General features: G+C 45.5%; 22 protein-coding genes and 5 pseudogenes. 13 read left to right on the forward strand and 14 right to left on the reverse strand.

Going from position 1 to position 26431, the window contains the following annotated elements; all coding sequences use genetic code 11:
- Positions 1–97: 97 nt before the first annotated feature.
- Complete coding sequence (locus EXN75_RS14530; protein WP_134844353.1) at positions 98–1153, reverse strand: hypothetical protein; 1056 nt, start codon at positions 1151–1153, stop codon at positions 98–100.
- 861 nt (positions 1154–2014) lie between these two features.
- Here EXN75_RS14530 and trxA point away from each other — a divergent pair.
- The 4 genes from trxA to EXN75_RS14550 all read left to right on the forward strand — a co-directional run bounded on the left by trxA (position 2015) and on the right by EXN75_RS14550 (position 4837).
- On the forward strand, positions 2015–2314 hold the full coding sequence (gene trxA, locus EXN75_RS14535; RefSeq protein WP_134844354.1) for a thioredoxin: 300 nt from the start codon (positions 2015–2017) through the stop codon (positions 2312–2314).
- 116 nt (positions 2315–2430) lie between these two features.
- Entirely contained in the window at positions 2431–2946 is a 516-nt protein-coding gene (locus tag EXN75_RS14540; RefSeq protein WP_134844355.1) for a GNAT family N-acetyltransferase, read from the forward strand.
- Between the two features lie 160 nt (positions 2947–3106).
- On the forward strand, positions 3107–3997 hold the full coding sequence (locus EXN75_RS14545; RefSeq protein WP_246031431.1) for a helix-turn-helix domain-containing protein: 891 nt from the start codon (positions 3107–3109) through the stop codon (positions 3995–3997).
- 81 nt (positions 3998–4078) lie between these two features.
- Positions 4079–4837 carry a carboxymuconolactone decarboxylase family protein gene (locus EXN75_RS14550; RefSeq protein ID WP_134844357.1) on the forward strand — a complete coding sequence of 253 codons (759 nt, stop codon included), beginning with the start codon at positions 4079–4081 and terminating at the stop codon, positions 4835–4837.
- 21 nt (positions 4838–4858) lie between these two features.
- On the opposite strand, the gene EXN75_RS18360 is transcribed toward EXN75_RS14550, so the two are convergent.
- Complete coding sequence (locus EXN75_RS18360; RefSeq protein WP_246031432.1) at positions 4859–5149, reverse strand: hypothetical protein; 291 nt, start codon at positions 5147–5149, stop codon at positions 4859–4861.
- Positions 5150–5524: 375 nt separating this feature from the next.
- Between EXN75_RS18360 and EXN75_RS14560 the strand changes: the two genes are divergently transcribed.
- Positions 5525–5914, forward strand: a complete 390-nt coding sequence (locus tag EXN75_RS14560) for a PepSY-like domain-containing protein (RefSeq protein ID WP_371318282.1) — start codon at positions 5525–5527, stop codon at positions 5912–5914.
- Between the two features lie 161 nt (positions 5915–6075).
- On the opposite strand, the gene EXN75_RS14565 is transcribed toward EXN75_RS14560, so the two are convergent.
- The 6 genes and pseudogenes from EXN75_RS14565 to EXN75_RS14595 all read right to left on the reverse strand — a co-directional run bounded on the left by EXN75_RS14565 (position 6076) and on the right by EXN75_RS14595 (position 12617).
- A complete protein-coding gene (locus tag EXN75_RS14565) occupies positions 6076–6918 on the reverse strand; it encodes an aldo/keto reductase (RefSeq protein WP_134844359.1) in 843 nt (280 codons plus the stop codon).
- Between the two features lie 147 nt (positions 6919–7065).
- Positions 7066–7517: pseudogene (locus EXN75_RS18690) on the reverse strand (helix-turn-helix domain-containing protein); the annotation flags it as partial.
- Between the two features lie 219 nt (positions 7518–7736).
- Positions 7737–7979, reverse strand: a pseudogene (locus EXN75_RS14575) (single-stranded DNA-binding protein); the annotation flags it as partial.
- A gap of 165 nt (positions 7980–8144) precedes the next feature.
- Positions 8145–8327 carry a hypothetical protein gene (locus EXN75_RS14580; protein ID WP_134844360.1) on the reverse strand — a complete coding sequence of 61 codons (183 nt, stop codon included), beginning with the start codon at positions 8325–8327 and terminating at the stop codon, positions 8145–8147.
- A gap of 44 nt (positions 8328–8371) precedes the next feature.
- Positions 8372–9439, reverse strand: a complete 1068-nt coding sequence (locus EXN75_RS14585) for a hypothetical protein (RefSeq protein ID WP_134844361.1) — start codon at positions 9437–9439, stop codon at positions 8372–8374.
- Between the two features lie 1207 nt (positions 9440–10646).
- Positions 10647–12617, reverse strand: a complete 1971-nt coding sequence (locus EXN75_RS14595; RefSeq protein ID WP_246031436.1) for a carboxypeptidase-like regulatory domain-containing protein — start codon at positions 12615–12617, stop codon at positions 10647–10649.
- Here EXN75_RS14595 and EXN75_RS18370 point away from each other — a divergent pair.
- Entirely contained in the window at positions 12529–12717 is a 189-nt protein-coding gene (locus EXN75_RS18370; RefSeq protein ID WP_246031437.1) for a hypothetical protein, read from the forward strand. The genes EXN75_RS14595 and EXN75_RS18370 overlap by 89 nt on opposite strands.
- Before the next feature lie 165 nt (positions 12718–12882).
- Here the strand turns inward: EXN75_RS18370 and EXN75_RS14600 are convergent, their stop codons facing one another.
- Positions 12883–13449: a DUF3575 domain-containing protein gene (locus EXN75_RS14600; protein ID WP_134844364.1), complete on the reverse strand. Its 567-nt coding sequence runs from the start codon at positions 13447–13449 to the stop codon at positions 12883–12885.
- Positions 13450–13589: 140 nt separating this feature from the next.
- Here EXN75_RS14600 and EXN75_RS14605 point away from each other — a divergent pair.
- From EXN75_RS14605 to EXN75_RS18050, 3 pseudogenes are all read left to right on the forward strand, one after another.
- Positions 13590–13774 (forward strand): annotated as a pseudogene (locus EXN75_RS14605) (IS1380 family transposase); the annotation flags it as partial.
- Positions 13775–14422: 648 nt separating this feature from the next.
- A pseudogene (locus tag EXN75_RS14615) lies at positions 14423–14803 on the forward strand (rhodanese-like domain-containing protein); the annotation flags it as partial.
- Between the two features lie 122 nt (positions 14804–14925).
- Positions 14926–15035 (forward strand): annotated as a pseudogene (locus EXN75_RS18050) (GNAT family N-acetyltransferase); the annotation flags it as partial.
- 69 nt (positions 15036–15104) lie between these two features.
- Here EXN75_RS18050 and EXN75_RS14620 read toward each other — a convergent pair.
- Entirely contained in the window at positions 15105–15308 is a 204-nt protein-coding gene (locus tag EXN75_RS14620) for a hypothetical protein (RefSeq protein WP_223176165.1), read from the reverse strand.
- A gap of 96 nt (positions 15309–15404) precedes the next feature.
- Between EXN75_RS14620 and EXN75_RS14625 the strand changes: the two genes are divergently transcribed.
- The 4 genes from EXN75_RS14625 (at position 15405) to EXN75_RS14635 (ending at position 19309) form a co-directional block, all read left to right on the forward strand.
- Positions 15405–15665, forward strand: a complete 261-nt coding sequence (locus tag EXN75_RS14625) for an aldo/keto reductase (RefSeq protein ID WP_134844367.1) — start codon at positions 15405–15407, stop codon at positions 15663–15665.
- 365 nt (positions 15666–16030) lie between these two features.
- Complete coding sequence (locus EXN75_RS17845; RefSeq protein WP_318346071.1) at positions 16031–16135, forward strand: smalltalk protein; 105 nt, start codon at positions 16031–16033, stop codon at positions 16133–16135.
- Positions 16136–16337: 202 nt separating this feature from the next.
- Positions 16338–16730, forward strand: coding sequence for a PepSY-like domain-containing protein (locus EXN75_RS14630; RefSeq protein WP_246031435.1), 393 nt, complete (start codon positions 16338–16340; stop codon positions 16728–16730).
- Between the two features lie 590 nt (positions 16731–17320).
- The gene (locus EXN75_RS14635; RefSeq protein ID WP_134844369.1) at positions 17321–19309 is read left to right on the forward strand and encodes a KUP/HAK/KT family potassium transporter; all 1989 of its coding nucleotides are present in this window, start codon (positions 17321–17323) and stop codon (positions 19307–19309) included.
- Positions 19310–19511: 202 nt separating this feature from the next.
- On the opposite strand, the gene EXN75_RS14640 is transcribed toward EXN75_RS14635, so the two are convergent.
- The 4 genes from EXN75_RS14640 to EXN75_RS14655 all read right to left on the reverse strand — a co-directional run bounded on the left by EXN75_RS14640 (position 19512) and on the right by EXN75_RS14655 (position 26032).
- Complete coding sequence (locus tag EXN75_RS14640) at positions 19512–20780, reverse strand: ammonium transporter (RefSeq protein WP_134844370.1); 1269 nt, start codon at positions 20778–20780, stop codon at positions 19512–19514.
- Positions 20781–20825: 45 nt separating this feature from the next.
- Positions 20826–21182 carry a P-II family nitrogen regulator gene (locus EXN75_RS14645; RefSeq protein WP_022111209.1) on the reverse strand — a complete coding sequence of 119 codons (357 nt, stop codon included), beginning with the start codon at positions 21180–21182 and terminating at the stop codon, positions 20826–20828.
- 522 nt (positions 21183–21704) lie between these two features.
- Entirely contained in the window at positions 21705–24653 is a 2949-nt protein-coding gene (locus EXN75_RS14650; RefSeq protein WP_134844371.1) for a C10 family peptidase, read from the reverse strand.
- 38 nt (positions 24654–24691) lie between these two features.
- Positions 24692–26032, reverse strand: a complete 1341-nt coding sequence (locus EXN75_RS14655) for a hypothetical protein (RefSeq protein WP_134844372.1) — start codon at positions 26030–26032, stop codon at positions 24692–24694.
- Positions 26033–26431: the final 399 nt, after the last annotated feature.

Raw genomic sequence — 26431 nt, forward strand, 5'->3', positions numbered from 1 at the left:
GGGTAAGGGGATTTTGTGTCTGCGACATTTCTGTTGTGCAAGAAATATGTACAATAAAATGAATTTTGTCGCTTTGCAAGCAAAATCCCACTAAACCCTATAGGTTGCGGATTTGAGGACTATTTAATATCTTCTCGTTAAACTCGTTAAAGTCTCCCTTTGATGGTGCTTTCTTCAGACTATTGTTGGTGCTAAAGTTCGCACTCACTACCTTGTAACTAATATCATCGAAAGCACTGTTGGTACATGCCATTACATTGCCATTATAGACTCTGAGATTCTCGGCAAAATAGGCATTCATGATCTTTCTGTTGAGTTCACGACTACTACTATCTACAAACAAATTATACAAGATGCTGCTTCTGTCTTCACCAAAGGCTACCATTTCATAAACATTGTTGCCCCTACGGCAGGTGAACTTCAAGAATGCACTGCCTACTTCCATCGTGCATGCATCAAGTGTGGGCTTTACGTACTCGCTAATATCTATCGGTCTGCCGTAGCCAATCACATTATAGTCATAAGCATCCGAAGCCAAAGAATTAACAAAATCGTTATACTCTATGGTAATCTTACAGTTTCCTGCACCATCAGGTTCCTGGGCAAAAACATAAAGCATACCGATACAAGCGCCTTCCTCGTTAAAAACATCAACGTTCCACAAATCTATCGCGTTGCGGTTTTCATCCACCATGGAAACAGATGCACCTTCATGGCGAGGATAGGCTTTGGTCAACTTGTCTAAAATACACTCCGATGCCGCATACATCGACTCAACATCAGGAAACGACTTGCTGGCCGTCACGCCATGGATTATGCCATCATCACTGTAGTCTCCCACAAGAGATATGTCGAAATCCGGGATACCGCATACAGTCCCCGATATATAGCAATAATCAGACTCATCACGAACATCGACATAGAAATGCTTGGCACGCAAATACTTGAGAAAATTTCGAAATGAGGTATTCAACGAGATTCCCTGAAAATGCAAATGCTGTACTGAAGTTACCTTCGTATTCTTGGAAGAAGATGTTGATGAAGGAATATTCCTATGTACGAGAACCGTACCATTGCCCAAGTCCTCGTATCTATTCTGAGCTGTACCCCTCAAAGAAAGCAGGCACAGCATTAATATTAAATACTTTTTCATAAATTCTCCTTTAAATCGCTAAAATATAAATGCAAAAATAAACATTTTTTCTGAATTGTCAGCATATTAAGTGTTAAAAGTTCATTACCGACGTTTTTTATTGCACTTTCACACGATTTAGGCTTTTCCATCTGCTCTGCAGAATAATAGTGAAAAAAGTAGTCACGCCCGCAACCAGACTTTACTTGCCTGACTACGGGTGCAAAGGTACGAAAATATTTTTGTATTTACCTAGTACGTACTATGTACGCGTACTAGTAGTATCTTCCCCTGATGCTGCCATGATACCCAGGGCGCGAGGTATCTAAGAGGGTGTTCAGTATTCAGTATTCAGTTTTTTTCGGGATAGTTACCCTTTCTGTGGTTACAAATTTTATAAGTAATTATTTTATATTATATATATATAATATACTATCTATACAGAGGATGGTAACAAGAGCGAAAAAAACTGAATACTGAATACTGAATACGTTCCCCTATAATCGGGTATTACTTCGTAATATGCTGATTTATACCGCAAAATATAGTTTTCGATACCGCAAAAACATAGAGATGCGCCACATAAAACATTGAGCTAGTTTTTTAACGAAGTTTCAAATCGTAAGTGTTTTGCTGAAAATCGCTCCTTATCACATGCCAAAATTTGGTAGATACAGAAAATCTTCGTATCTTTGCACCAGCAATCGAAGGAACAGCCTATCGTGCCGAAAACCGGTCATCTATGAAGACCGGGGCGGGGCTTAAATGATGGCAGGCGCCGGTCATCTATGAAGACCCAGAATCGGGGCTGAATCGAGGGTTTTCCGGGCAGTTGTGATTTCAAAGAACTTTTAATCGTTTCACGGAAATAGATAAATAATTATGGAGACATTCAATAATGTAATAAACAGTGGCCAGCTTGTTCTGGTCGATTTCTTTGCTACATGGTGCCAACCTTGCAAGGCGATGCACCCCATTCTGGAGCAAGTGAAGAGTGTGTTGGGCGACCGCATCCGAATCATCAAGATGGATGTGGACAAGTACGGCGTAACAGCAAGCCAATACCGCATTCAATCCGTGCCTACGTTGATGCTCTTCCGAAACGGAGAAGTATTGTGGCGCACAAGCGGTGTGGTAGATAAAGCCGAACTGCTGGCTACGCTTGATCCTTTCTTGAAATAAAAAGATGAAAAGAATAGGAGATTCTTTGAGAAGGTGCACGAATGTATACTTATCTTCACCGACTGGCTTGGGTAAGCACACAAAGTAAATAGACAGCAAAACATTGATATAATCTGATGGAAACAGAAAGAATTTTACTTCGATATTGGCAGGAATCAGATGCAGAGTCGCTCTTCAAGTACGCCTCCGACCCTGATGTTGGACCACATGCAGGATGGCCGACGCATAAGTCAGTAGAAGAAAGTCGGGAGATTATCCGCACATTCTTCCATAACGACACGACATGGGCGATTGTGTTGAAAGAGACTGGCGAGGCAATCGGTTGCATCGGCTACTACATCCATGAAACCAGCAACATCCCTATCGGAGAAAACGACTGCGAGGTGGGCTATTGGGTAGGAAAGCCTTATTGGAACAAGGGAATCTGCACCGAAGCCTTGAAGCTGATGCTCGACTACTGCATCCAAGTAAAGCATTTCGAAAACATCTGGGCAGACCACTTCACCGGAAATCCTGCATCGGGAAGAGTCATGGAGAAATGCGGTTTCTCAGACACGGGAATGCTGAACCACTGCAGCCAGCTTGTGGGTGGCGACAAGGATATGGTTAAAGTATTTAAGTACAAAGGATAAAAAACTCCGATAAAGGTAATAACTTCCGAAAAATAGGTATAAGCTCTTTGGTAGAATATGCGTATTTTCGCAAAAGATTTACTGCACTCGGCAATTTGAAAGCAAGCTTTCATTGCGCTCATTTGCATTATCTTTGCAGAAATTTAAAATGGATAGGATTATGAAGGAATTATTCTTTAATACCATACAGGAGTTCAACGACTTCATAGGGGTGAAAACACTTCATCCTCTGGTAAGCGTTGTGCGTGTGGAGAACGCCTCTCCGATACAGGAGGCTGTGCATCACTACGGACTTTACGCCCTCTTTCTGAAGGAAAACAAGGGCTGCAAATTGTCATACGGCAGAACAGAATATGATTTTGACGAGATGACCGTAACCTCGTTTGCTCCAGGACAGTCGATTAAGGTTGAACCCATTCCTGGAGTACCGTTTGCCAAATATACGGTATTGGCTTTCCATCCCGACCTGCTCAACCGCACCCAACTTGGCAAGAACATCTCCCGATACGAGTTTTTCGACTATACAAGCAACGAAGCATTACACTTATCCGCTGCCGAGGTCAATATCTTCCGTGATGTGCTCTCAATGATCAAGCAGGAACTGCAGCATCCTATAGATAAGCATTCGCGTGAACTCATCGTTTCAAACATCGAGTTGCTGCTGAACTATTGTCTGCGCTTCTACGACCGACAGTTTATCACTCGCGAGGAGATTAATCATTCGGTGGTCAAGAAGTTCATCTCTCTGCTCGATGAGTACATTGCTCAGAAGGCGGAGCATGAAGGGCTGCCTACCGTAGCCTACTTTGCCGACAAATGCTGCTATTCGCCTAAATATTTCGGTGAATTGGTCAAGACAGAGACCGGCAAAACCGCCAAGAGTATGATCAACGACCGACTGCTTTCGGCTTCCCGCCAACTGCTTGATGATGAAACCCTCAGCATAACGCAAGTCAGCCAGCGCCTCGGCTTTGAATATCCTCAGCACTTCGTCCGCTTTTTCAAGGCGCAGACGGGAAAGACTCCAAGCGAGTATCGCAAAACAGCTTAAATATAATGAAGTATATATAGAATAACTGTTATTTTTTACATCGAAGATGTTTTCTGGAGAAGAATTTAAAAATATGATACTATGAAGAAAATAGTACAGACAGCAGGGCGCACCCAGCTGGGTGAGTTTGCCCCGGAGTTCGCCCACCTCAACGACGACATCCTCTTCGGAGAAGTATGGAGTCGCAATGACCTGCTTTCATTGCGCGACCGCAGTTTGGTAACAATCACTTCGCTCATCAGCCAAGGAATCACCGACAACTCGCTGAAATATCACTTGCAGTCTGCAAAGAACAACGGCATTACCCGCACGGAAGCGGCAGAAATCATCACCCACATCGCCTTCTACGCAGGTTGGCCAAAGGCATGGGCTGCCTTCAATCTGGCAAAGGAGGTATGGAACGAAGATGTGAAAGGAGTAGACGCCAAGGCTGCATTCCAGCGCGAGATGATCTTCCCTATCGGCGAACCCAACACCGCTTACGCCAAATACTTCAAAGGCAACAGTTATCTTGCGAAAATATCCGACAGTCAGATACCTTTCTTCAATGTTACCTTTGAGCCAGGTTGCCGTAACAATTGGCACACGCACCACGCTACAAAGGGTGGCGGGCAAATGCTGGTAGGTGTAGCCGGACGTGGCTGGTATCAAGAGGAAGGAAAGCCTGCGCAGGAAATCCTCCCCGGCACAGTCATCCATATTTCTGCCAACGTGAAGCATTGGCATGGTGCCGCAAAAGACAGCTGGTTCGCCCACCTCGCCTTTGAAATACCTGGCGAGAACACATCCAACGAGTGGCAGGAGCCTGTGAGCGATGAGGAATATAACAAGATAAAATAACAATCATTCAAGTTTATGGACTCAATCCCTTTTTATAAGATTTCTGCTAACCAGGCAAACAGGTTCGTTCAAGGCATAGTCGCCGCTGTGAGGACGGTTCCAAGGAAGCTTGAAGCTAACGTCCTTGCCCGAATTCTGCAGTTTGGTAGCCAAATTGATGGAGACAGAAAAGGCTGTATCTCTGTCACGGGCGCCATGACGAATATACCAGTGGGGAGCAACAGATGAAACGACATCCACATAATTCAGGTATTTGGTCATGCCGAGATCTGTAATGTATTCGCCCTCCATCTTGCGACCCAACATTCCCATAGGAGGTCGTCCGGCTGATGGCTTTCTGCCAAAGCCAGGCTATCTCTGCAGCTTTTTATCCCCCATACCGCTGAAACTGAAACCTACAGAATCTGGAATATCTGCACCAGCATCTTTTGCATCCTGAGCACTCTTGATGAGAATCTGCTTGATGTAATCAGGAGAAGAGAAATAGAAAGAAAAAAGCGAAAAAACGAATGTTTTTACTTAAACCTTTGTGGATAGTATGCGTCTACTTCATAAAGTATAGGACATATAGTATAGGATGTTCAGACATTCAACGCAAATAGAAATTATAAACTTTTAATATTGTGGCTTATGAAAAAAATGATAAGAATTTTGATGATTGCCATTTGCTGCATGCTAACATGCAATATGGCAGCAAATGCAGGCAATGACAAGCCTATCTCTGTAAATGCACTTCCTGCCAAGGCCCAGACCTTACTCAGCAACCATTTCAACAATCAGAAGGTGATACTTGCTACCATTGAGACGGGAGTTATCAACAAGAGCTATGATGTGGTTTTGCAGAACGGAACCAAGCTGGAATTTGATAAAAAAGGAAATCTCACTGAGATTGACTGCAAGCAGGGAAAAGTGCCAGCCAAGCTGATTCCGCAGGCCATCAGAAACTACCTGAAGGAGAATTATCCAGCGCAAGCGGTAAAGAAGATTGAAATGAACAAGAATGAATACGAGGTGGAATTGGCAAATGGGTTGGATTTAACCTTCAACAAGCATTTCCAATTAATAGATATTGACTGATCTGCATTTTGTAAATAGATTTTCCTGCATAGGGTGAAAACAACAGATAAATTATATGAATGTTTTAAGTAAAAAGTTACGGAGAATATTCATATTCTCCGTAACTTTTTACATTTTCATCTTATATGTTTTGGGAGCATTTCACTCCAAACCATAGCGTATTAGAAATCACATGTATCGGGGTCTGAACCTATTCTGTCAGCCTTCAGCGATGCGATTTCAAACATTTCCTGCTGAGAGAGTTCAAAGTCGAATACATCGAAGTTTTCCTTGATTCGGCTTGGAGTAACCGACTTTGCCAGTGGCAGCACGCCTGTCTGCATCACCCATCGGATGACTACTTGAGCCACGCTCTTGCCATGGTTGGCAGCAATCGACTTCAAGAGAGGATTATCCAAGACATTACCTCTTCCCAATGGGCTCCATGCTTCCACAAGAATGTTGTTCTTCTGGCAGAACTCCACACACTCCTTCTGGGTGAATCCAGGATGATACTCTATCTGGTCAACCATTGGACAGATGTTTGCCTTCGCCATTACTGGCTCTGCATGATGCTGCATGAAGTTGGAAAGACCGATGCTGCGAATTAAGCCCTCTTCATGCAGACGCTCCATCGCTTTCCAAGTATCTACATTCTGCTGATTTGCATCCTTGCCAAACTGCAACTCGTTGGCTGGCCAATGAATGAGATAGAGGTCGAGATAATCAAGCCCTAAATCGCTCAAAGTCTTGTCCAACGCCTTCAAGGTCTTGTCGTAACCACGCTCTGTGTTCCAAACCTTGCTGGTAACAAAGAGATTCTCACGCTTGATTCCACTTTCCTTGATTCCCTCGCCCACGCTCTTCTCATTTTTATAGATAGCAGCGGTGTCGATGTGGGTGTAGCCTGCAGCGATGGCAGCTTTCACTGCTTCAACGCAGGTTGCGCCATCAGGAGTAAGAAACGTTCCGAAACCCGGTGTAGGAATCTTCACTCCATTATTCAATAATATTTCCTTTTCCATAATTAAACTAATCTTAAATTTCAACTATTCTTTTGACGGTGCAAAGTTACTGACTTTTCCGCCTAACAAAGTTCTGTATGTTTGCAATATCATCGTGTATCTTTGCAAAGTTTTTCATTTTTGCAGATGTTCTTCATCTAATCTGCTCTATTTTGCAACGCCATTAATTTCCCTGCGATATTCAGCAGGAGTAAAATGGATGATTTTCTGAAACTGCTCGAAGAAGAGAGTCGGCGTATTGTAGCCGGAACTGAAAGCCACTTCTGTGATGGTCAGATCAGAATTGGCAAGCAGCTTGCAAGCGTACTCGATACGGATTTCTGCCAGCACCTGGAAGATGCTTTTATCGGTGGATTTCTTGAAATAACGGCAAAGCGAAGTCGGATTCTGACCTACAAAATCGGCAACATCCTTCAGCACCACCTTTTCACGGAAGTTATTATATAAAATAGGTGTAGATTCTGCCGATAGGCTCCTCTAACTCGGGTTGATGAATCGAAAGCCTTCATCATCTCTAAGAGTTCATCATACAATTCCTCATCATAGAATCGTATTCCATACTGGCTCTTTGAAAGAAGCTCTGAAATATGGGCGTAATCTCCATTTATTTGCGTTTGTGCAAATATTCACTATGATAACGCAAATATAATGGATAATATTGTGCGAGATTAGCCGTAATTTTGCACCCACAAATAAAAAATAGACAAGCGTGTGGTGCTTCTTCAGATAGTCTATCACAAGCTCACGGTTCACACATCGCTCCGTATCAATGACTGAAAAAAGCGACCCGAAGGCCGCTCTTTTATGAGGAGAAGGATTTACTTATCCTTCTGGGTCTTGCCCTGCTGTGAATCAGGAACGTTCTCCTTTTCTACAGCTTCGTAGAACTTGGTGGCCACGAGAATCACTCGGTTGTGCTTGATTCCCTCGGCATCCTGCCATTCCTCTGGCTTGAAGTATCCCTCTACAGTGAGGAGTGCTCACTTGACCAGGTGGTCGAATGAAGCGGTGTTCTCGTTCTTGCGTCAAGCCTCTACATTCATGAAGGCAGAAGTGCGAGAACGGCAAGAAGTGAAACATTTATTTTTTACGATGCTATCTAATGAAAGTCCAATCGTTGAACGAATTATAATCCTGTTTGAATTATCCCAATTTTTAGAATAATTGCGCTTTTTGGCAATTCTCTATAGCTATAAATGAAAGAAACATGTCAGAATATATTGATATTATCGCCTATCAAGACGATGCAATAATCCAGCGCCCCTTACATTATTACAGAAGAAGAGGACAACCGCATCCGCAACAGCAGGGAGACCTTCATCAGGAAAACAGGCACCGAGAAAACGGTACTCATCACGATGATCACCTCCTATAGACTTGAGACGGGCGGCTATTCTGATAACATCCAATGCCAGCTGACGATGGCAGATTTATTCAGATAAAAGCCGTCCTCTCAAAAATGATATTTCGAACCCACGCTGAGACGCAGTTCCACCTCGGCAGGATTGCACCAGTGGGGCGCCTCGAGATTCTTGGTAGAAAGCGTGGCGGAAGGCTCAAGATACAGCTCCACACGAGGCGACACGCGCAGGCCAGCCTGCATGGCAGCATGAAGACCCGGAGCATAGTTGGGCGTGCGATGCTCCTTGGTACTTACCGCCACCTGAGCACCCAGCATACCCGTGAGCTGCACCAGCTCATCGTCGGAAGACTCGCCCGTTACGGCACTCTTCAGGTTCATCATGTAGTCGGCACGAAGGGCTGTGATCGTCTTGCTGCCCAGGTGGGGCGAAGGCACGAGCGTGTTGCCCAGAGCCACCTGAATGCCGCTCAGAGAGCTAAACCAATGTCCGTAACCGATGTCGGTGGGAAGAGTGAGACGGCGATCGATGCTTCCACCATCGCCCATGTTGCCTGTATAGACACACGTTCCGACACTCAGGAAGACGTAATTTCTGTGGGATGGAGCCTCGTCGAGATCCTTGTTGCGTGAGCTGCGCTGCACGTTGTACTCCACACCCAACTGCACCTGGGGCTGCAGACGATGCGAACTGTAGCCCTTGTAGCGCGAGGTGAACTCATAGCCCAACTGAGCCTCGCCCAGCAGGTTGACGTGCGATGAGAGGCGCAGGGCAAGCTGTCCGCCGGCATGAAGGTCGGAGTTGAGACGGGTGTACTCAGAGTGGTCGGCACCAATATTGAAGCCCACCACGGAGCGCAGGGAGAGCACACGTGAGTTGTCGCAACCATAGCTTACCGCCGTGAGATCGGTCATCCAGTCGAAACCACCCGTTGCCGCACCATAGTAGCGCTCGTTGATGGGGCGTCCGAACATACCCTGAAAGCTGTAGCGGAATCCTGCCATCGGAGCCGACCAGTGGGTGTAGCTGATTCGTGTCACAGGCATGTAGCGCTTCCACTCGTCGTACTGGAAGAGGCGCACCGCCATACCTCCCGTGAGGGCGAAACTGCTACGTCGCATCTTTATATTGTCCTCAGCCTGATGGGCCTTTCGCGACATTTCCTCATGATAGGTGTAGACGAATCCTGCCATGAGCGAGCTGGTCACGTCGAGCTTGTCGACCGTATTGATATTGGGCGCCCAACGGCTGTTGTAGAGATCGAAACGGGGTTCAAGCACGAAGTCGATATCGCGCGAGAGGCGGACATTGGCCTGCAGACCGGCTCCTACGTTCAGACTGTATCGTGACTCCGTGTACCAGTCGCGCGAGTAGTTGAAGCCTATTCCCGCCAAGGCGTTGACCCAGAAGCGTCGCTCGGGCTTGAGTCCGCCGAAGGCATTGTGCAGGTTGAGCAGATAGTCGAGACGGGCACCTATGGCACGCATACGGGTCTCATCGTTCTGCATGAAGGTGGTGGTGTTGAGGTTCAGGCGAAGTGCGTTGCAGGGGTCGATCCACTTGCCGAGCGACACACCCACGCTCATGCCCGTGTTGTCGTGCCTGTCGCTGATGTGGGCGCTGCCAAGGAACATGGGTCCTGCCTGCACGCCGGCAAAGAGTCCGTCGGCAAAGCAGTGAGGCGTGGAGAAATAAGAGCGCATGTTGCCTCTCCGCACGTCGGGCATACGGACGCCCAGACCCATGGTGAGGCTTGCTATGTGGCGAAGATTGCGCCACGTCTGCACCTGAGCCACGTTGTCTTGCGTCACGCCCACGCGGGTCTCTGCATAGACGTAGGTGATGGGCGAGAAAGCATACTGTCCGCGCAGGCCCATGTGGGCACCGAAGCCATGGTCGTTGTGCTTGTTCTCACGCGAATATGACAGGTCGACACCGGCAATGCCGTACACCTCGAAGGGCTGCTGGCTGTAGTGATTGCCGGGCTGGGCGATGGCGGTGATATTGAGCAGATAGTCGAGGCCCACGGAGGCATATTTCGTCTCCTTGCTGCCAATCTTGTAGGTTCCGCCATAGAAGTTGAGTCTTACTCCGTGTTCGGGCGAAATCCAGTCGCCTAAGCCCATCTCGGTGGTGGGTCCCAACTTGACGTTGTGGTGACCCATGATATTGCCTCCGAAGCCGAAGTCCATGAACAGATGGTCAATGAACTTCTTGTCCTTGTACGACTTGGTGACCTGTGGGCGCTGCAGCATATAGTCGAAAGCGCTATTCGAGAGCTGCGCATTGCTGATGAGGGGTGCGCCCGCCATGATGAGGGCGCTTATGAGGATGTAATCTTTTCTTTTCATGATGATCTGTGTGTGTTTATTGTTGTTTATCCATAGACAGGAGGTCGGTCACGTCACCGTCGACCTTGGCGATTTCCTTGAGCGAGGCATCCATGGCGAAGGCTCGTTTCAGCTCCTCGTAGGCCTCGGCGGGGTCGTCGGTACGGTTCAGACAGATGGCACGCAGATAGTGGCTCACGGCCTCATTGTCAGGCAGTTTTCGGCTCATGCGCAGGGCTGCGTCGTTGAGCTTCATGGCAAGGAGCATCACCACCTCGTTTCGCTTGCCCGTCTTGGCGATGGTGGCGTAGTTTTCGGAATCGTAACGGCCGTTGAGAACAGCGTTGACCGCCAGCATGGTGTGGGTCGACCCGTTGTCGTTGACAAAATGGGCCACGGAGTCGGCTGAGGCATAAAGGCCCTCGTTGAGCAGGGAGATGAGCTGGTTGACGTTGACCTCCTGAGGGGCGTTGGCTCCTGCAAAGGGGCGCAACAGGGAGGCATCGTACTGGCGATGGTTGATGAGTTGCACAGAGAGGTCGTTGGCTGCAGCCATGAATGAGGGGTACACCTCGAGTGCCTGGCGCATCATGGTGACACGCTTCGCCGTGTCGGCCTCGGCATGGTAGAGCTTGAAGAACTCATACTTCGACAGCTGGCTGTAGTCCTGGGCGTAGAGCTGGGCGATCTCGTCGATGGTGAGTGTGCGGTAGACGTTGTAGTGCAGGGTGTAGTCCACACGGCGCAACTGTGGCAGACAGCGTGTGGCGATGATCTTGTAATAGAAAGGCAGGCGCTGGATGGCTCTGCCCTGTGCCTCGATGTCACTATGAGTAGCCAGGATGGCCTCTACCCTGTCGGCCTCGCTGGCAAGGGTGTCCTTGCGAAGCATCTCGGCCACATGCGACCAGGGAGCCACCTTGGCGTCGGACGTGAAGGTCATTCCCCGGGTCATGTCTGCAGGAAGGGTGCGCTTCAGGAAGCCCAGGGCGTAGTCCATACGCATCTTGGCAAGATTCAGGTTGCTGGCGTAGCGTCCCTCAGGCGACGACTGGCCTCTGAGCTCGAGCGAGCTGAGCGAGGCTCCCTTCGACTTTGAAATGTTCTCTATCTGCTGGCGAAGTTTGTCGATCTCGGAGGCGTTCTGCGGGTCGCTGTTGTCGAAGACGGCCTTGCCTACGGGGAAACGGAGGTTCACCTTGCCCTGACTGTCGCGAAGCTGCACCTCTTTCTTAGGGAAGTAGGCCGAATCGGTAAGCTCGTGGGCAGCAAAGCTGTAGTCGAGGAAACGCAGGGGGTTGACGGTTCCACGGGCGATGATGGTGGTGTCGCGGTAGAGGATGCGGTTATAGTTCTCGATGGCCATATAGACGTCGCACGAGAAGTCGTCCTTCACGTGCTCCACGTAGATAGAGTCATTGTAGCCTATGATGTCGTTGGTGCGGCCTTTCTCACGTGTCTGCTCGCTCTTCACGGTGATGTAGCGTGCCAGAGGGTCGCCTGCGAGCGAGTCGTTGAGGTCGAAGTTGTAGAGTCGGTCCTGCGTCTCGTTGTACTCGCGTGCGTCGTACACTATTGGCTTCATGAGTGTCACCTGTTTGCGGGTGGCGTTGTTGAGCACGGGCTGAACCACGAGTCGGGTGTTGTGCGAGAACATCTCGCGGGGCACACGCACACGGGTCTTCACATAGAAATAGTTGCCTTTCACCTCGATGTCGGTTTGCTCGGGCAGAATCTTGTCGGTAATGCGCTTCTGCGAGATGGTCACCTCCTTGAGCGAGACACTCTCCTCTTCGAGCACCACGCGCAGATGCGATTTGCCCTTCACGTCCACCTCCTTGGTCTTCATACCCACCATGGAGAAGCGCAGACGGGCGTTGGAACGCACGTTGACGGCAAAGGTTCCGTCGACATCGGTCATGGCAAGCGCACGGCGTGTAGTGGCGTCGGTAACGTTGACTCCGATACAGGGTGAGTCGTCCGACTTGAGAACTACCGTACCCAGCACTCGCATCACCTCCTGTGCCGATACTTCCGACATAGAGAGCAAGAACAGGGCGACAAGAAAAGTAATGGAGCGAAGCGGCTTCATAAATAATAAGTTATGAGTAGTTATAAATTGCATTCTTATCTTATTTTTGTATATACATTATGTTCGCGCATGCGTTTTGCAAATACGCATGGTAGGCACATTTTGTGAAACTTATGCTGATAAAGAGAACTATACACGGGGAAGCCGTCGTATGTGTGTGACTTTCAGGGAATTGTGCTTTTTACTTGATTAGATACACGAAGGTTACACCAGCCTTGATGGGGATGGGTCTCCACCCTTTCACATTGGCTTCGCCGGGCTTATACTCGTCCTTGTCCCATCTCATCTCCTGCACGTGAGCCATTCCCACGCCAAGGGTCGCCTCAAGACTCCATCGTCGCGACAATACGAAACTATAGCCGTAGGTAACGCCTCCACCATAGAGGTCGCCCTTATGGCGATTGGTTCCACGTTCGTAGTTGTAGTGGCAGCCAATGCCGGCTATTCCCACAAAATGACCTGCCTGCGGACGGGCGCTGAACCAATAGCGCACCTCGGGCGTGATCATGGTGCCACGGGTGTCGATGTTGAAAATCTTGATGCGGTTGTAGGCCGCCTCGAAATTGAAGGTGACGTGGCGATTGACCCTGAACTCTGCTCCGAGGTTGGGTGTAGAGGCAGCCCAGTAGAGGGCATTGGTCTTTACAGCCACTCGCTGGGCCTTCGTCTGCATGGGCACCCAGAGGCTGGCTGAAAGGATGCCCAGCATGCACCATGCTTTTGCTTTCTTTAAGTGATTGATAACCATATATTCCTTATTTCCGTAACTCTATAATTTATTTTTTATAAGTGCCTGAGTAACAATAAGTTGTTCAGGATTTTGCCATGTCAGAAATCTCACTTATCTTAGTGTTGTAAAAAAAAATACAAAATAAAACTCTGAATGACATGGCAAAAGTACAAATAAAATCTGAGAAACTCACTCTTTTGGAGGATTTTTTTCGATTATGGAGCAATTTGATGCTCTTTTAGCTCAAACCATAGATTCCACCTTGAGATTGAGATGCACATTGTATGGTTATCAATATAGTGAGATTCTACGCTTTCTGATGTGCGTATATCTTTGTGGTGGAAAGGAACGCATCTTCGATGATATATGAACGAACCTTCCAAAATGAATTAAGACATCACGCAGGTATGTATTGGATATAAAACGAAATGAGAAATTAGAAATGACAAAATCCAACAATATGATGTTTGTTATACTTCATTTCTAATTTCTCATTTTTTCGTCTTTCTCATTTCTCATTAAAAAAAATGGTCACGGTCACAGTTGTCACAGCTTTATTTTGCCATATTTATATCCTAAGCAGGATACTTATGTCACACCCTCAAGATAGTGATTCTGTACTGAATATAGGGTTTTCCAAAAGAAAAGTTGAAAGAATATTGAAAAACTCATCAGATATTTGCTCGTTTACCCATTTTTTATTACTTTTGCATAAGATAAGCTGCACACGGCAATTTGAAAACGAGTTTTCATTGCGCTCGCTTGCATTATCTTTGCATAAGAACAAAATATTAGATATTAAGATTCAATAATATGATAATAGGAGAAATCAAAAACAAGATAGACCAGATATGGGACACATTCTTTGTGGCTGGTATTACTAACCCAATCACCGTATTGGAACAGATGACCTAAATCTTCTTCATGAAAATGCTCGACGACAAGCGGCTACGCTTGATCCATTCATGATATAAAAAACAAACAGAATAATATGAAGAAAATATTTATTATGAGCATCATAACCATGCTATCAAACTTGTTTTCTTGTCAGGCGCAAAATAAGGGCTATAAGAGTCTGTCGGCAGATGACTATGAGAAAGCTATCGCTGACACCACAGTAATTCGTCTCGACGTACGAACCGCAGAGGAGTTTGCTAATGGGCATATTCGTGGTGCAATTAACATTGACGTACTGAAATCAGACTTCGAGCAGAAGGCCATCGACACTCTTCCGAAAAGCAAGACTATCGCCGTGAACTGCCGAAGCGGCAAACGAAGCAAGAATGCCGCAGCTATATTGACAAAGAACGGCTATCAGGTGATAGAACTCGATTCCGGCTATAATGGTTGGCAGGCAGCAGGAAAAGAAATCTATCGCAACGGCAAGAAGATTCTCATTCTCGATGGCAAGGCTCAGCCTAAGATTATCAGAAAGGATAAACTGAATGACTTGATAATTAAATAAAGAACGAAGAATTACATTGAAATAATCTGATGGAAACAGAAAGAATTTTACTTCGCTATTGGGAGGAAGCAGATGCAGAGGCACTTTTCAAGTATGCTTCATACCCTGATGTGGGCCCAGTGCTGGATGGCCGGCACATGTGATGGGGGTGACCTTCATCAGATAAAGGTCACCAAAGTTCAATCACCCTATACGATTATCATTGCAGCTACAGTTCTACAATCTCTCCATCTTCAGGAATATGAATGCGGTTTGCCTTGCCATGCATTATGACTTCAGTGCTCAAGGCCGCACGGGTAACCTGATTGTGGTTGACACCTTCAAGATGGGTTTCCACGAAGGTAGCCCAGGGCGCATAGTTCATTGCCTTCAAGACATCGGGAATGTGCATGATGACATTAACCAGCAGCACGAGACCCGAAAATTCATGGATAAGTTGGCACCAAGCTCATGGCATGGGCTCCTTTGGTAGAAGGTCAGAACGGAATGTTTACCAACCCTCACCCAGATTGGCGAGAAATATGGCAAGACTGCCGCTCAAGTAGCCTTGCGCTGGCTGCTGCAGAGCGATGTAATCATCATCCCGAAGACCGTTCACAAGGAAAGAATGCAGGAGAATCTGAATCTCTTCGACTTCGAACTTGATGCTGAGGACATGCAGAAGATTGCTGCGCTCGACACCGCCCACAGTCTCTTCCTCGACCATCATAGCGGAGAAACAACCAAGCAGTTTATGGAGTGGAGAGCTGTGGTGAAACCTACAGAATAATGTGACAATCACTCCAAACTAAGGCTCATTGAACGTGAATCTATTCCCATCCAAGAGAATAATGTCTGAATTTTCTAGTATTCATTGACGATGTAACTTGTATCTATTTCCGATGTATGAAGTCTGAATTAAATCGGTTCATGGTGCGCAATTCAGCACTCCAACTACTCCTGGCGACGGCTCAGATGGTGGTGGCTCTAATCCAAGCGGCGGCACCAGCCAAGGCATCGGTTCCAACCCAAGCGGCGACAATAAGGGCGACGCAGGACAGGACGGTAGCGGCGAGGACAACGAACTGTAGAAGGAAAATTAACCTCATGTGAAACACATAAAATATTTAAGTTTAACCTTTAAAATCGAATCAAATGAGTAAGATGAAAGCAGACACATGGAAGACCATTCTTCAAATCGCCATCAGCATTCTTACGGCACTTGCCACCTCGCTGGGCGTTTCGAGTTGCATGGGATGAAATATTGCATATATATAAAAACGAATGTTTTTACTTAAACCTTTGTGGATAGTATGCGTCTAATTCATAATGTATAGGACATATAGTATAGGATGTTTAAACATTCATCGCAAATAGAAATTATAAACTTTTAATATTGTGACTTATGAAAAGAATGATAAAAATTTTGATGATTGCCATTTGCTGCATGCTAACATGCAATATGGCAGCAAATGCAGGCAATGACAAGCCTATCGCCGTTAATGCTCTCCCGATAAAGGCTCAGACCTTACTCAGCAACCATTTCAACAATCAGAAGGTGATACTTGCTACCATTGAGACGGGAGTTATCAACAAGAGCTATGATGTGGTTCTGCAGAACGGAACCAAGCTGGAATTTGATAAAAAAGGAAATCTCACTGAGATTGACTGCAAGCAGGGAAAAGTGCCAGCCAAGCTGATTCCGCAGGCCATCAGAAACTACCTGAAGGAGAATTATCCAGCGCAAGCGGTAAAGAAGATTGAAATGAACAAGAATGAATACGAAGTGGAATTGGCAAATGGGTTGGATTTAACCTTCAACAAGCATTTCCAGGTAATCGACATTGATAGATAAGACAACTCGATATTGACAGATTGTTTTCAAAGGTTCACCCGAAAAAAAGTGATGACCTTCATCTAATGAGTCCCCACTAACTTTCCGATTCCAAGAAGGACACGGATGGTTAGTGGGGATTTTTCATTTTATAAAAGGAAGAGTATCATTTATAAAAAGGTGAAAAGTTTTGTATATTTCAGTTTTTTCCTACCTTTGCAGCAACATCGCCCTGCTTGAATAGCATGGTCTGCGTATAAATGAAGATGAAGAAAGAAGATATCATCTCTTTTACATGGCACTAACCTTCCGATTTCAGCATGAATGAAGATTCGGATAGTTGATGGGGCTTTTTTTTGAGTCCGAGAAAGAATATCACTTTTTACCTCTTCCAAACAGTCATTTACTTCCAATTAAAACGGAAGTTAAAACAGATAAATCTTGTTAAACAAATCATTTTTTACTACTTATGTTCATACCTTTGCACCCAAATTTATAATTAAAAGGGAAATTTTATGTTCTAATAAGGATAATACAAAGGGTCATTCCTTCAATTAAAAAGGTTCATTCCTTAATTGAAAGGATCATACATTAATTAACAAGAGAAAAATATGAGAGAAAAAACAGAAAGTTCAGTAGCCTGCAACCATCACAAAGTAGGCTTCTTAGGGCTGCTCGTCACATTAGGCATTGTGTTCGGAGACATCGGAACATCACCCCTCTATGTAATGAAGGCCATCCTCCATACAGGCGAAACCATCAACGAAAGTACTATTCTGGGCGCATTGTCCTGTATCATCTGGACACTCACCCTTCAGACCACCATCAAATACGTATGTGTGGCGCTGCGTGCCGACAACAATGGCGAGGGAGGCATCCTTGCCCTCTACGCCCTGCTGCGCCGACTCAAGAGCAAGTGGATTTACATTCTTGCCATCATTGGCGCAAGCACCCTGCTGGCAGACGGAATCATCACCCCTGCCATCACGGTGACCACGGCCATCGAAGGACTCGAGAGCATCAGTCCCCACCTGCCAGTCATTCCCATCACCCTTGCCATCATCACCATCATCTTCTTCGTGCAGCGTTTTGGTACAGAGAGCATAGGCAAATCGTTTGGTGTCTTCATGCTGCTATGGTTCCTGCTGCTGGGTGTGGTGGGAGCATTCAGCATCACGTCTTACCCATTGATACTGAAGGCTTTCAACCCCTATTACGCAGCCATACTGCTGGCAAGATCTCCTGAATGGTTCTTGATTCTGGGTGCCGTATTTCTCTGTACCACCGGTGCAGAGGCTCTCTACTCCGACCTGGGGCATTGCGGCAGAAAGAACATCGCCATCAGTTGGGGATTCGTAAAGACCATGCTCATTCTCAACTATCTGGGTCAGGGAGCATGGGTGCTGAACCATATCCAGACTGCCTCCTCCGTGAATCCTTTCTTTTCCATCATGCCGCAGAGCCTGCTGTTCTTCGCCATCATCATGGCCACAGGTGCTGCAATCGTTGCGAGTCAGGCACTCATCAGCGGAACATTCTCCATTTTGAGCGAAGCCATGAACCTTCACTTCTGGCCACGCATGCGAATTAAGCACCCAACCCATGTTAAGGGGCAACTCTATATCCCGATGATCAACCTCGCCATGTACATCGGCGTGGTGCTCATCATCCTGCTCTTCCGCGACTCCTCACACATGGAAGCAGCCTACGGACTTGCCATTACCATCACCATGCTGATGACCACCCTGCTGCTCGGTTTCTACCTGCACAGCAAGGGCGTGGCACGGGTCTTCACCCTGCTGTTTATGGGCGCATACTGCACCATCGAAGCCATCTTCCTGGCAGCCAATCTGTCAAAATTCCTTGCAGGAGGATGGTGTACGATGCTCATCGGCGGAATCCTCTTCCTGATGATGTATGTATGGGTGAGAGCCATGAAGATACGCTGCCATTATATCAGTACCAAACCACTGGATGACTATTATCAGATTATCTCCGATATCAAGGCCGACGAAAGCATTCCCAAGTACGCGTCCAACCTTGTATATGTAAATCATGCCGGCAAGGAAGGTGCTGTAGATGACAAACTGCTCTATTCCATCATCAACAAGCAACCTAAACGAGCCGATCATTACTGGCTTATCAATATGGATTTTGTTGATACACCAGACACACTGGAATACCGCTGCGAAACCCTGGTACCCGATACTCTTTACAGCATAACGATGCACATAGGTTTCCGCATAGAGCCTCGGGTAAGCCTCTATCTGAGACAAGTGGTGGAAGACCTTGTGGATGACAAAAAGGTGGATCTGACCAGTTCATACACCTCACTTCGCAAAAATGGTATTTTTGGCGACTTCCGCTTCATCATTATCCACCGCGTATATTACCCGGAAAGTTCCGACAATCGTCAACAGAATTTACTGATGAGTATCTACGCTCTTATCTGCAAGATAGGCATTGATGAGCCAAAAGCATTGGGACTTGACACTTCTATGGTGACAGTGGAACGTGTACCGCTCATCATCAACCAACGCAACAAGAGTATCAGGCGCATTAAGCCAATAGTGGAAGAAAAGGAGGAACAGTCCAATTAAATAATATTAGCAGAGGAGAATAGATATCCTCTGATTAGCAGAAATAAATAAACCGGCTGACTTTATGTAACAAACATAAAATCAGCCGGCTATGTATTTTAAAACTCACATGTATCAGGGTCAGAACCTATTCTATCAGCCTTCAGCATTGCGATTTCAAGCATTTAGTCGATCATTATAGGCTGACCTGTGGAAATCTTAATTAGTTACTATACGCACTCTCACCATGCTCGTAGATGTCGAGACCTTCCTCCTCTACTCGCTTGTCAACACGTACACCTACAGACTTATCAACCACCTTGAAGATAATGTAAGTAACTATGATACTATAAATGATACTTACCACGGTGGCTACTACCTGAATCCAAAGCTGGTGCCAATCACCATAAAGAGCGCCCTGTACACCATCGGCACCAGTCACACAATGAGTGGCGAAAACACCAGTGAGTATAGAACCTAAGATTCCTCCCATGCCATGAACACCAAAAGCATCAAGCGCATCATCATACTTGAACTTCTCTTTTACGACTGCTACCATAAAGAAGCAGACTACGGTAGAAATGATACCAATGCAGAATGCTCCTAAAATATCTGTACTACCTGCGGCTGGAGTGATAGCCACCAAACCGGCTACGGCACCGGTACAAGCTCCAACAGTGGTTGGTTTCTTATTGACAAACCAGTCGATGATCATCCAGGTAGTGGCTGCGGCTGCAGTGGCAATATGGGTTACGAGGAAAGCATTTGCTGCCAGACCATCAGCAGCCAGACCGCTACCTGCGTTGAATCCGAACCATCCCAACCAGAGGAATGACATACCCATGAACACGAAGGTAATGTTGTGAGGAGTGATAGGATGACCAGCACGGTAATCATCTCGCTTGCCCACACAGAGTGCCATGACCAGGGCTGCTACACCAGCATTGATATGAACCACAGTACCACCAGCAAAGTCGATGGCTCCCATCTCCTGCAGGAAACCGCCTCCCCACACCCAGTGGGCCATTGGAAGATAGGCAATGATGACCCAGAGAATGGTGAAAAGTACATAACCGTTGAATTTGACACGCTCGGCGAAAGCACCGAGGATGAGGGCTGGAGTAATCAGGGCGAACATGCACTGGAACATAGCGAATGTAAGTTCTGGAATACCTGTAGGCATGATAGAATCCAGACCGATGCCATGAAGGAAACATTTATCAAAACCTCCGATGATGCAAGCCAAAGGATTGCCGGAATCTGCATATTCTGTAGAGAAAGCCCAGGAATATCCGAATGCTACCCATATCAAACTGACTACTGCCACGATGAATACCGTCTGCATCAAAATACTCAATATATTCTTCTGGCGCACCAGACCGCCATAAAAAAGTGCAATACCTGGGATTGACATCAAAAGCACCAAGATGGTAGCCATAATCATCCACGCTGTGTTACCCGTATCGAGTGTTGTCAATAATAAACTGCTCATAAATATCTTATAGTTAAATTAGAATACAATATTAAATCAAAGTCATTATTTCTCTTTTTCTGCATTATACAATGCAATGTCGCCTCGTTCACCGGTCCTGATTCTGATGGTATCCATTACTGGGATCACGAAGATACGACCATCTCCGATTTCTCCTGTCTGTGCTGCACCCTGTATGGCAGCAATAGTAGGTTCAACATTCTTATCACGAACTACAATATTCAGAAGCACTCGTTCAATGCTACTGGTATCGTACATCACACCACGATAAATACGAGCCTGGCGCATCTTTCCTTCACCTCTTACATTATAGTAAGAGAACCACTCGATGTCGGCTGCTAAAAGTGCTTTCTTGACATCCTCGAATCTGGACTTGCGGATAATTGCCTCAATCTTCTTCATAATCCTTAATAATTAATAATGTGTTAATACTTCTATTGATTGTCTTTTTTGAAAACGGACTTTCATTGGTTGTTATTCAAATCAAGTCATCCTTTATCGTTATGTTCGTTTTCGGCTGCAAAATTAATACATTTTGCTACAAAAACAAAACACAAACAAACATATTGTTTTATTTTTATTACTTATGTTTTAGTTTGTTCTTTGTTTATAGTCATATCCTTACAATTTGAAATATAAATATGTTTTTAACCGAACAATTAGTAAGTTTTATAAAAATATTTAGAGTTAAATGTTTCTTTAAAGCGCATTTATTCTATCAAATTGCCTTAATTCCAAATATAAAAAAATAACAAAACGCTTAAATTTGTGACATAGGAATATAATCATGAAAAATTGTACAAAGCAAAATGTTTTCGAATGATATAAACTGATAAGTATACAACATTCGTTGCAAAAAAAGCGTGAGGTTCTTCATAATGAAAATCCTCACGCTTTCCTTGTTCCCAAAATAAAATTTGTTTGTTATTTTCTTTGTTTGTTTACCATTCGTTTTTCACCTTTTATTATGTAAAGTCCAGGTTTAGACGCAGAAGAATACTGGTGTCCGTCCAAGCCATAAATACCATCAGGTTTCTTGGTCTTATGATCTTGCTCTACCCTATCAATGCCTGTTGTATCACCTACAAAACAGAATTGTAACACTGCTGCATCAGACGGATGCTGAAGATAAGCCGTATAAGGATCCAAAATCGAACCTACATCAACTTTGCAGAAGCTTGTCTTTTGGTTTTGAGAACCTATCAGATAAGCATGATCCTGAGAAGTAACCACATGATTACCATCCTTACAAGCACGAAGCATATTGCCAGTCAGCGCAGCTACAGGCATTGACAATGGAGCCTTCTCCATATGAAATACTCCCGTCATTGAAGGCGAAGTAAGAATAACGCCGCTCCCAGCTTGAATCGCATGACCTTCAGGAAGGGCTTTCAGCATTACTTTATCTCCCTGAATCTGCTCTACGTACCATGCTTTTACACCATTAGGAACAATTGCGTCAAAGGGTGCTCCGAATGAAGCTATACTTGCCACATCATGTAAATTTTCTGCAGCAAAGGTTGTTACTTCCACATTGACAGGTAGTACTGCATTATAAAGTGTTATTTTGCGGCGCAGCGTGTTGGCGTTCCATCGGTCGAGCCATTCACCCTCTCGCTCTATATCTACATGAATCTCATAATCACCTGGAGCCAGTTCGGTCAAATCTATCGTATGACTGGTAGAACTGGTAAGATTGGTCTCGTTGTTCCGCGGAATACTCACCATGTAGCCCTTGCTGGTATAAGCCGTTTCTCCCGACTTCATGTTTACAAGGCGATATCGCATCTGGGTGGAATAATAATTCTGGGTAATATACTTGGAATAGCCCGAAATGCCCAGCGTAACCTTTGGAGACTCTGCCAGATTGAAATGATGTGAAGGCGCATAATTCCCCTTCTCGTCGAGCAACTTCACGGAAGTCACAGTTACTCGGCCATAATAGTTGTTGGGATGAACCTCCAAGAGGAAATCGTCAGGAACAGGAATCTCATAAACCGCAGGGGTCTTAGTCTCAATATTGTGATTGAAACGTAGCTTCATGCGATATTTGCCAGCCTTGAGTTCATGATTACCTGTAGTCCCTGTATAGGAAGTCATAAACTTGACAATCCAAGGTGTCGTCGTCATTCGCTGAGCCACCATGTGCATCATATAGGCATTCGGTACCTCATAGGTTTCTCCCTCCAGATGGCCAGTACCAATCAGTTCAACCTGCAATTCGCCACGAGCCTGATAACGGCTTAGATTGGAAATGTTCAACTGAATACCAGCGAGTTGACTGCTATAAGCATAGGCTGGTTCCAAAACATCAGGTTTTCCTACCAATGACAGATGTGGCTTGTCGTCCGATTGAATCAGCGTCACCTTACCTCCACTCACCATCATCTGCACAGTATTTCCATTCACCATACAGGTCCAGTTACCCCATTCGTTCTCATCGTTATTCAGCAGACGACGACCTAAAGGACGCAAATAATACGTACCATCGGCAGGACCATCTATCTCGCTCAAGTCGGCTCCCCACCAGTCATATTCAAAATTATAGCTATTATAATAGGTTGCCCAAGTCAGTACACCTGTTTTTCCGAAAACATGCAGACAATTACCATCCTCAGAAAACAGACCAATACCCACCTGTCCTGTATAAGCACCATTGTCGTCCTGAGCCAAATTTCTGGCACCTACACCCTTGAGCTGGGCTGGAATTCTGGAGGAAATTGTCATTCCTTCACTTACCTGAAACTGCAGTGCCTGATTATTATTGATGGACAAAACTACTGGTTTAGGACTAAGCGGTTCAATGATCCCATTATTCGGATGTATGAACAGAGCCAACTGCTTCTCATAGTAACAGCCATCACTACCATAGCCACCAGCTGCCACGGCAGCAGTATTGATGTCAAAATAGCCATCGTCGAGTCCAGCCCATCCCCAGTTGACATGAACCAGTCCGTTCTCATCATATCCATCATATACAAAAGCATGGTCACCACCCGTCATAAATACCGGACAACCAGCCGAAAGTTCGTTGTAGATGGCTTGCAGGAATTCACCACCAGGCAGTAAATCTTTTTCCAGCTGACGCACCGTACAGTTGTAGTAGTTCTGCAGTGCATTCCAAACTTTACCTTCATCACATCGTGTTCCACTCACACCATATGTAGCCTGAGCCAGTTTTCCCAAGTCACGCATCAGAACTCCCACGGCCTGTGCCTGTGCCTGATTATAACCACCCTGACTGTAATCGTCGAGCATATTGTTCCAATCATAATAATCATACGCCATCGCACCCTCGCCAAGTATCACTCCTGCTGGTCTCTTTTCTGGCCATCTATGAGCAAAGAGCACCTGAGCAGCGGCCGTGATGGTGCACCCCGTGAATGTAGGTTTGCCGCTAGTACTGCTGCGTGGAGTATAATAATTGTAAGGGTATTCTTGACTCCATGTTGCGCTTATCAAGGGTTTGACATAGGCCTTTGGAGGCTTAGCATAAGCGGGCGTAACGCTGATACTGTCCACCCTCACTTTCTCAACTGCTCGGGAATAACTTGCTAAAAGTTCTATCAGTGGAGCAGGCATATTGGCAGCATCCAACTGTCCCCTATCACTATATCCGAGCACACCGCCTACTCTATCATCAGCAGCTACGATAACAAATCCATCGCCATCCTGATTGTTGAAAAGATGGAGCGTAGGATCTACAGTTTTGGTTCCACGACTGTAAGCCACGGTCTGACTCTCGCTCATGCTCACTGGATTAATAAGATATTTGCTGGCTAAAGCCTTAGCCTGACTTTCGTCCACCGGGCCGCCATAGGCGACCATGGTCCCTATCACCCATACTGCTATGGAAAATATATATTTATTCATAAATGTAGAATCTTACTTAATAATATGTGTAGATACTTTTACTTGATCATCATTTTTTTACCATTGACTATATACATACCTGCCTGAGGTTTACCGCTTACCCTTCGTCCCTGCAAATCATAAATGTCAGAGTTTTTAGCAGCAATCGGTCTTGTAATCTGTTCAATGCCAGTAGGACCATCTTTTCCATCACCTACATAGCAACGTGCTGCATTCTCTATTTTTCTGGTTTTGGTATTAAACAGAACTGCCACGATTTCTATCTTGCTTCGGTCTGAAATCACACTGTACTTGCTGATATTATGAAATATGGTGGAATGTTTCTTTACCTCATTGGAATGGAAGGAACCGGTGAGCGAATTTGCCAAACCTCTCTGCATTCCTTGAGATTCGATGGCTACATGATTGAAAACCACACCCTTCACCTTGGAATACCCCTCTACATAGTTGTTAATATCAGCATAAAACTTCATTTCTTCAGGAGCATCCTTATAAGTATCGCTCGCATACTCGGAATAATTTGCCTCCTGAACCCATTGTTCGTTTGTCAGCCCACTTGCTGTCAGCACATAGCCGATAGCATAAGTATCGTCTGCAGCTGGAGCCATGCAGGGTTCTACTTGGGTAGTCACGCGGATATTGTCATTTGTCTCATCCCACTGTGCTTCCACGTCAATATTCATACACGTTACCCTTTCCTTTTCTATTTTGAAAGCATCCGTAACATCATAACCGGCAGCCTTGGTGTCACGGGCTATCCAAACAGCAGGAAGCGTATTTGCATACTGGGCAATCAATCCATCATAGACAGAATATGAAACCGCCTGACTGATTGCGTCGGTCTTGTGAACTGATACTGGCACAACATCTTCAGGATACATACGGGCAATGGCATCTGTAGCCACTAGACCGATAGGACAATGCCAACACCACATGGCTGCGTAGTCTTCCACCAGTACACGTTTATGAGGTATTTTATTGACCGTGCAACAGGTGATATAGATACTTCCTATAGTTGCCTCGTTGTACTGACCATTTACTTCTGTTATATTCAGTATGACATCAGCAGTGCCCAGTTTCGTGCCTGTTTTGATAGGGAATATCACTTCACGGGTTTCACCATAGGTAATCGGCTGGTCGAAAGTAACAGTTGTTGGTCCCACGTTCTCACCTGTTTCCATGTAGTAGAGCGTATAGGTGATGCTCCTCGCATCGCTTTTGCCCCAACTGGTCAGTTTGATAGGTACGGACGTTTCTGTTTCGCCAAATTTCATGAACACATTGCCTATATTCATAGGAGCTACGGAATTCTGAGCCCAGCATCCAACGAATGAAAGCAGATGGAACACGGCTAATAGGAGATAATGTTTTAACGTCATAAATGCTGTTTTAAAATATGTGATTATTAAAAATTATTCTTTAGATCATTTGATGGATGATGATTGATTCATAAACTTACAAACACTATTTTTCAATATTATACTTATATTTATGCGCAAAATTAATCATTTCTTTAGTAATATCCTAAAGAATGGCTGATTTTTTGAATATTTTTCAGAATATAATTTGTACCTTTGCATTCTGAAACATCGATACGTTCATTTTTATCAGAAAACAGAAAGCAAAGTCGATGAACACCATAATTTATAACTGAGCCCACTTTAAAAAGTAAGGCCTGTTTAAGATGTTTATATTTCACGATAATAATCTTCGATTTATGCCGTTATCTGGAGTATTTTTCGTATCTTTACACCATCAATCAAACAGAATGACTATGT

This window comes from Segatella hominis, assembly GCF_004535825.1.
GTDB classification, from domain to species: domain Bacteria; phylum Bacteroidota; class Bacteroidia; order Bacteroidales; family Bacteroidaceae; genus Prevotella; species Prevotella hominis.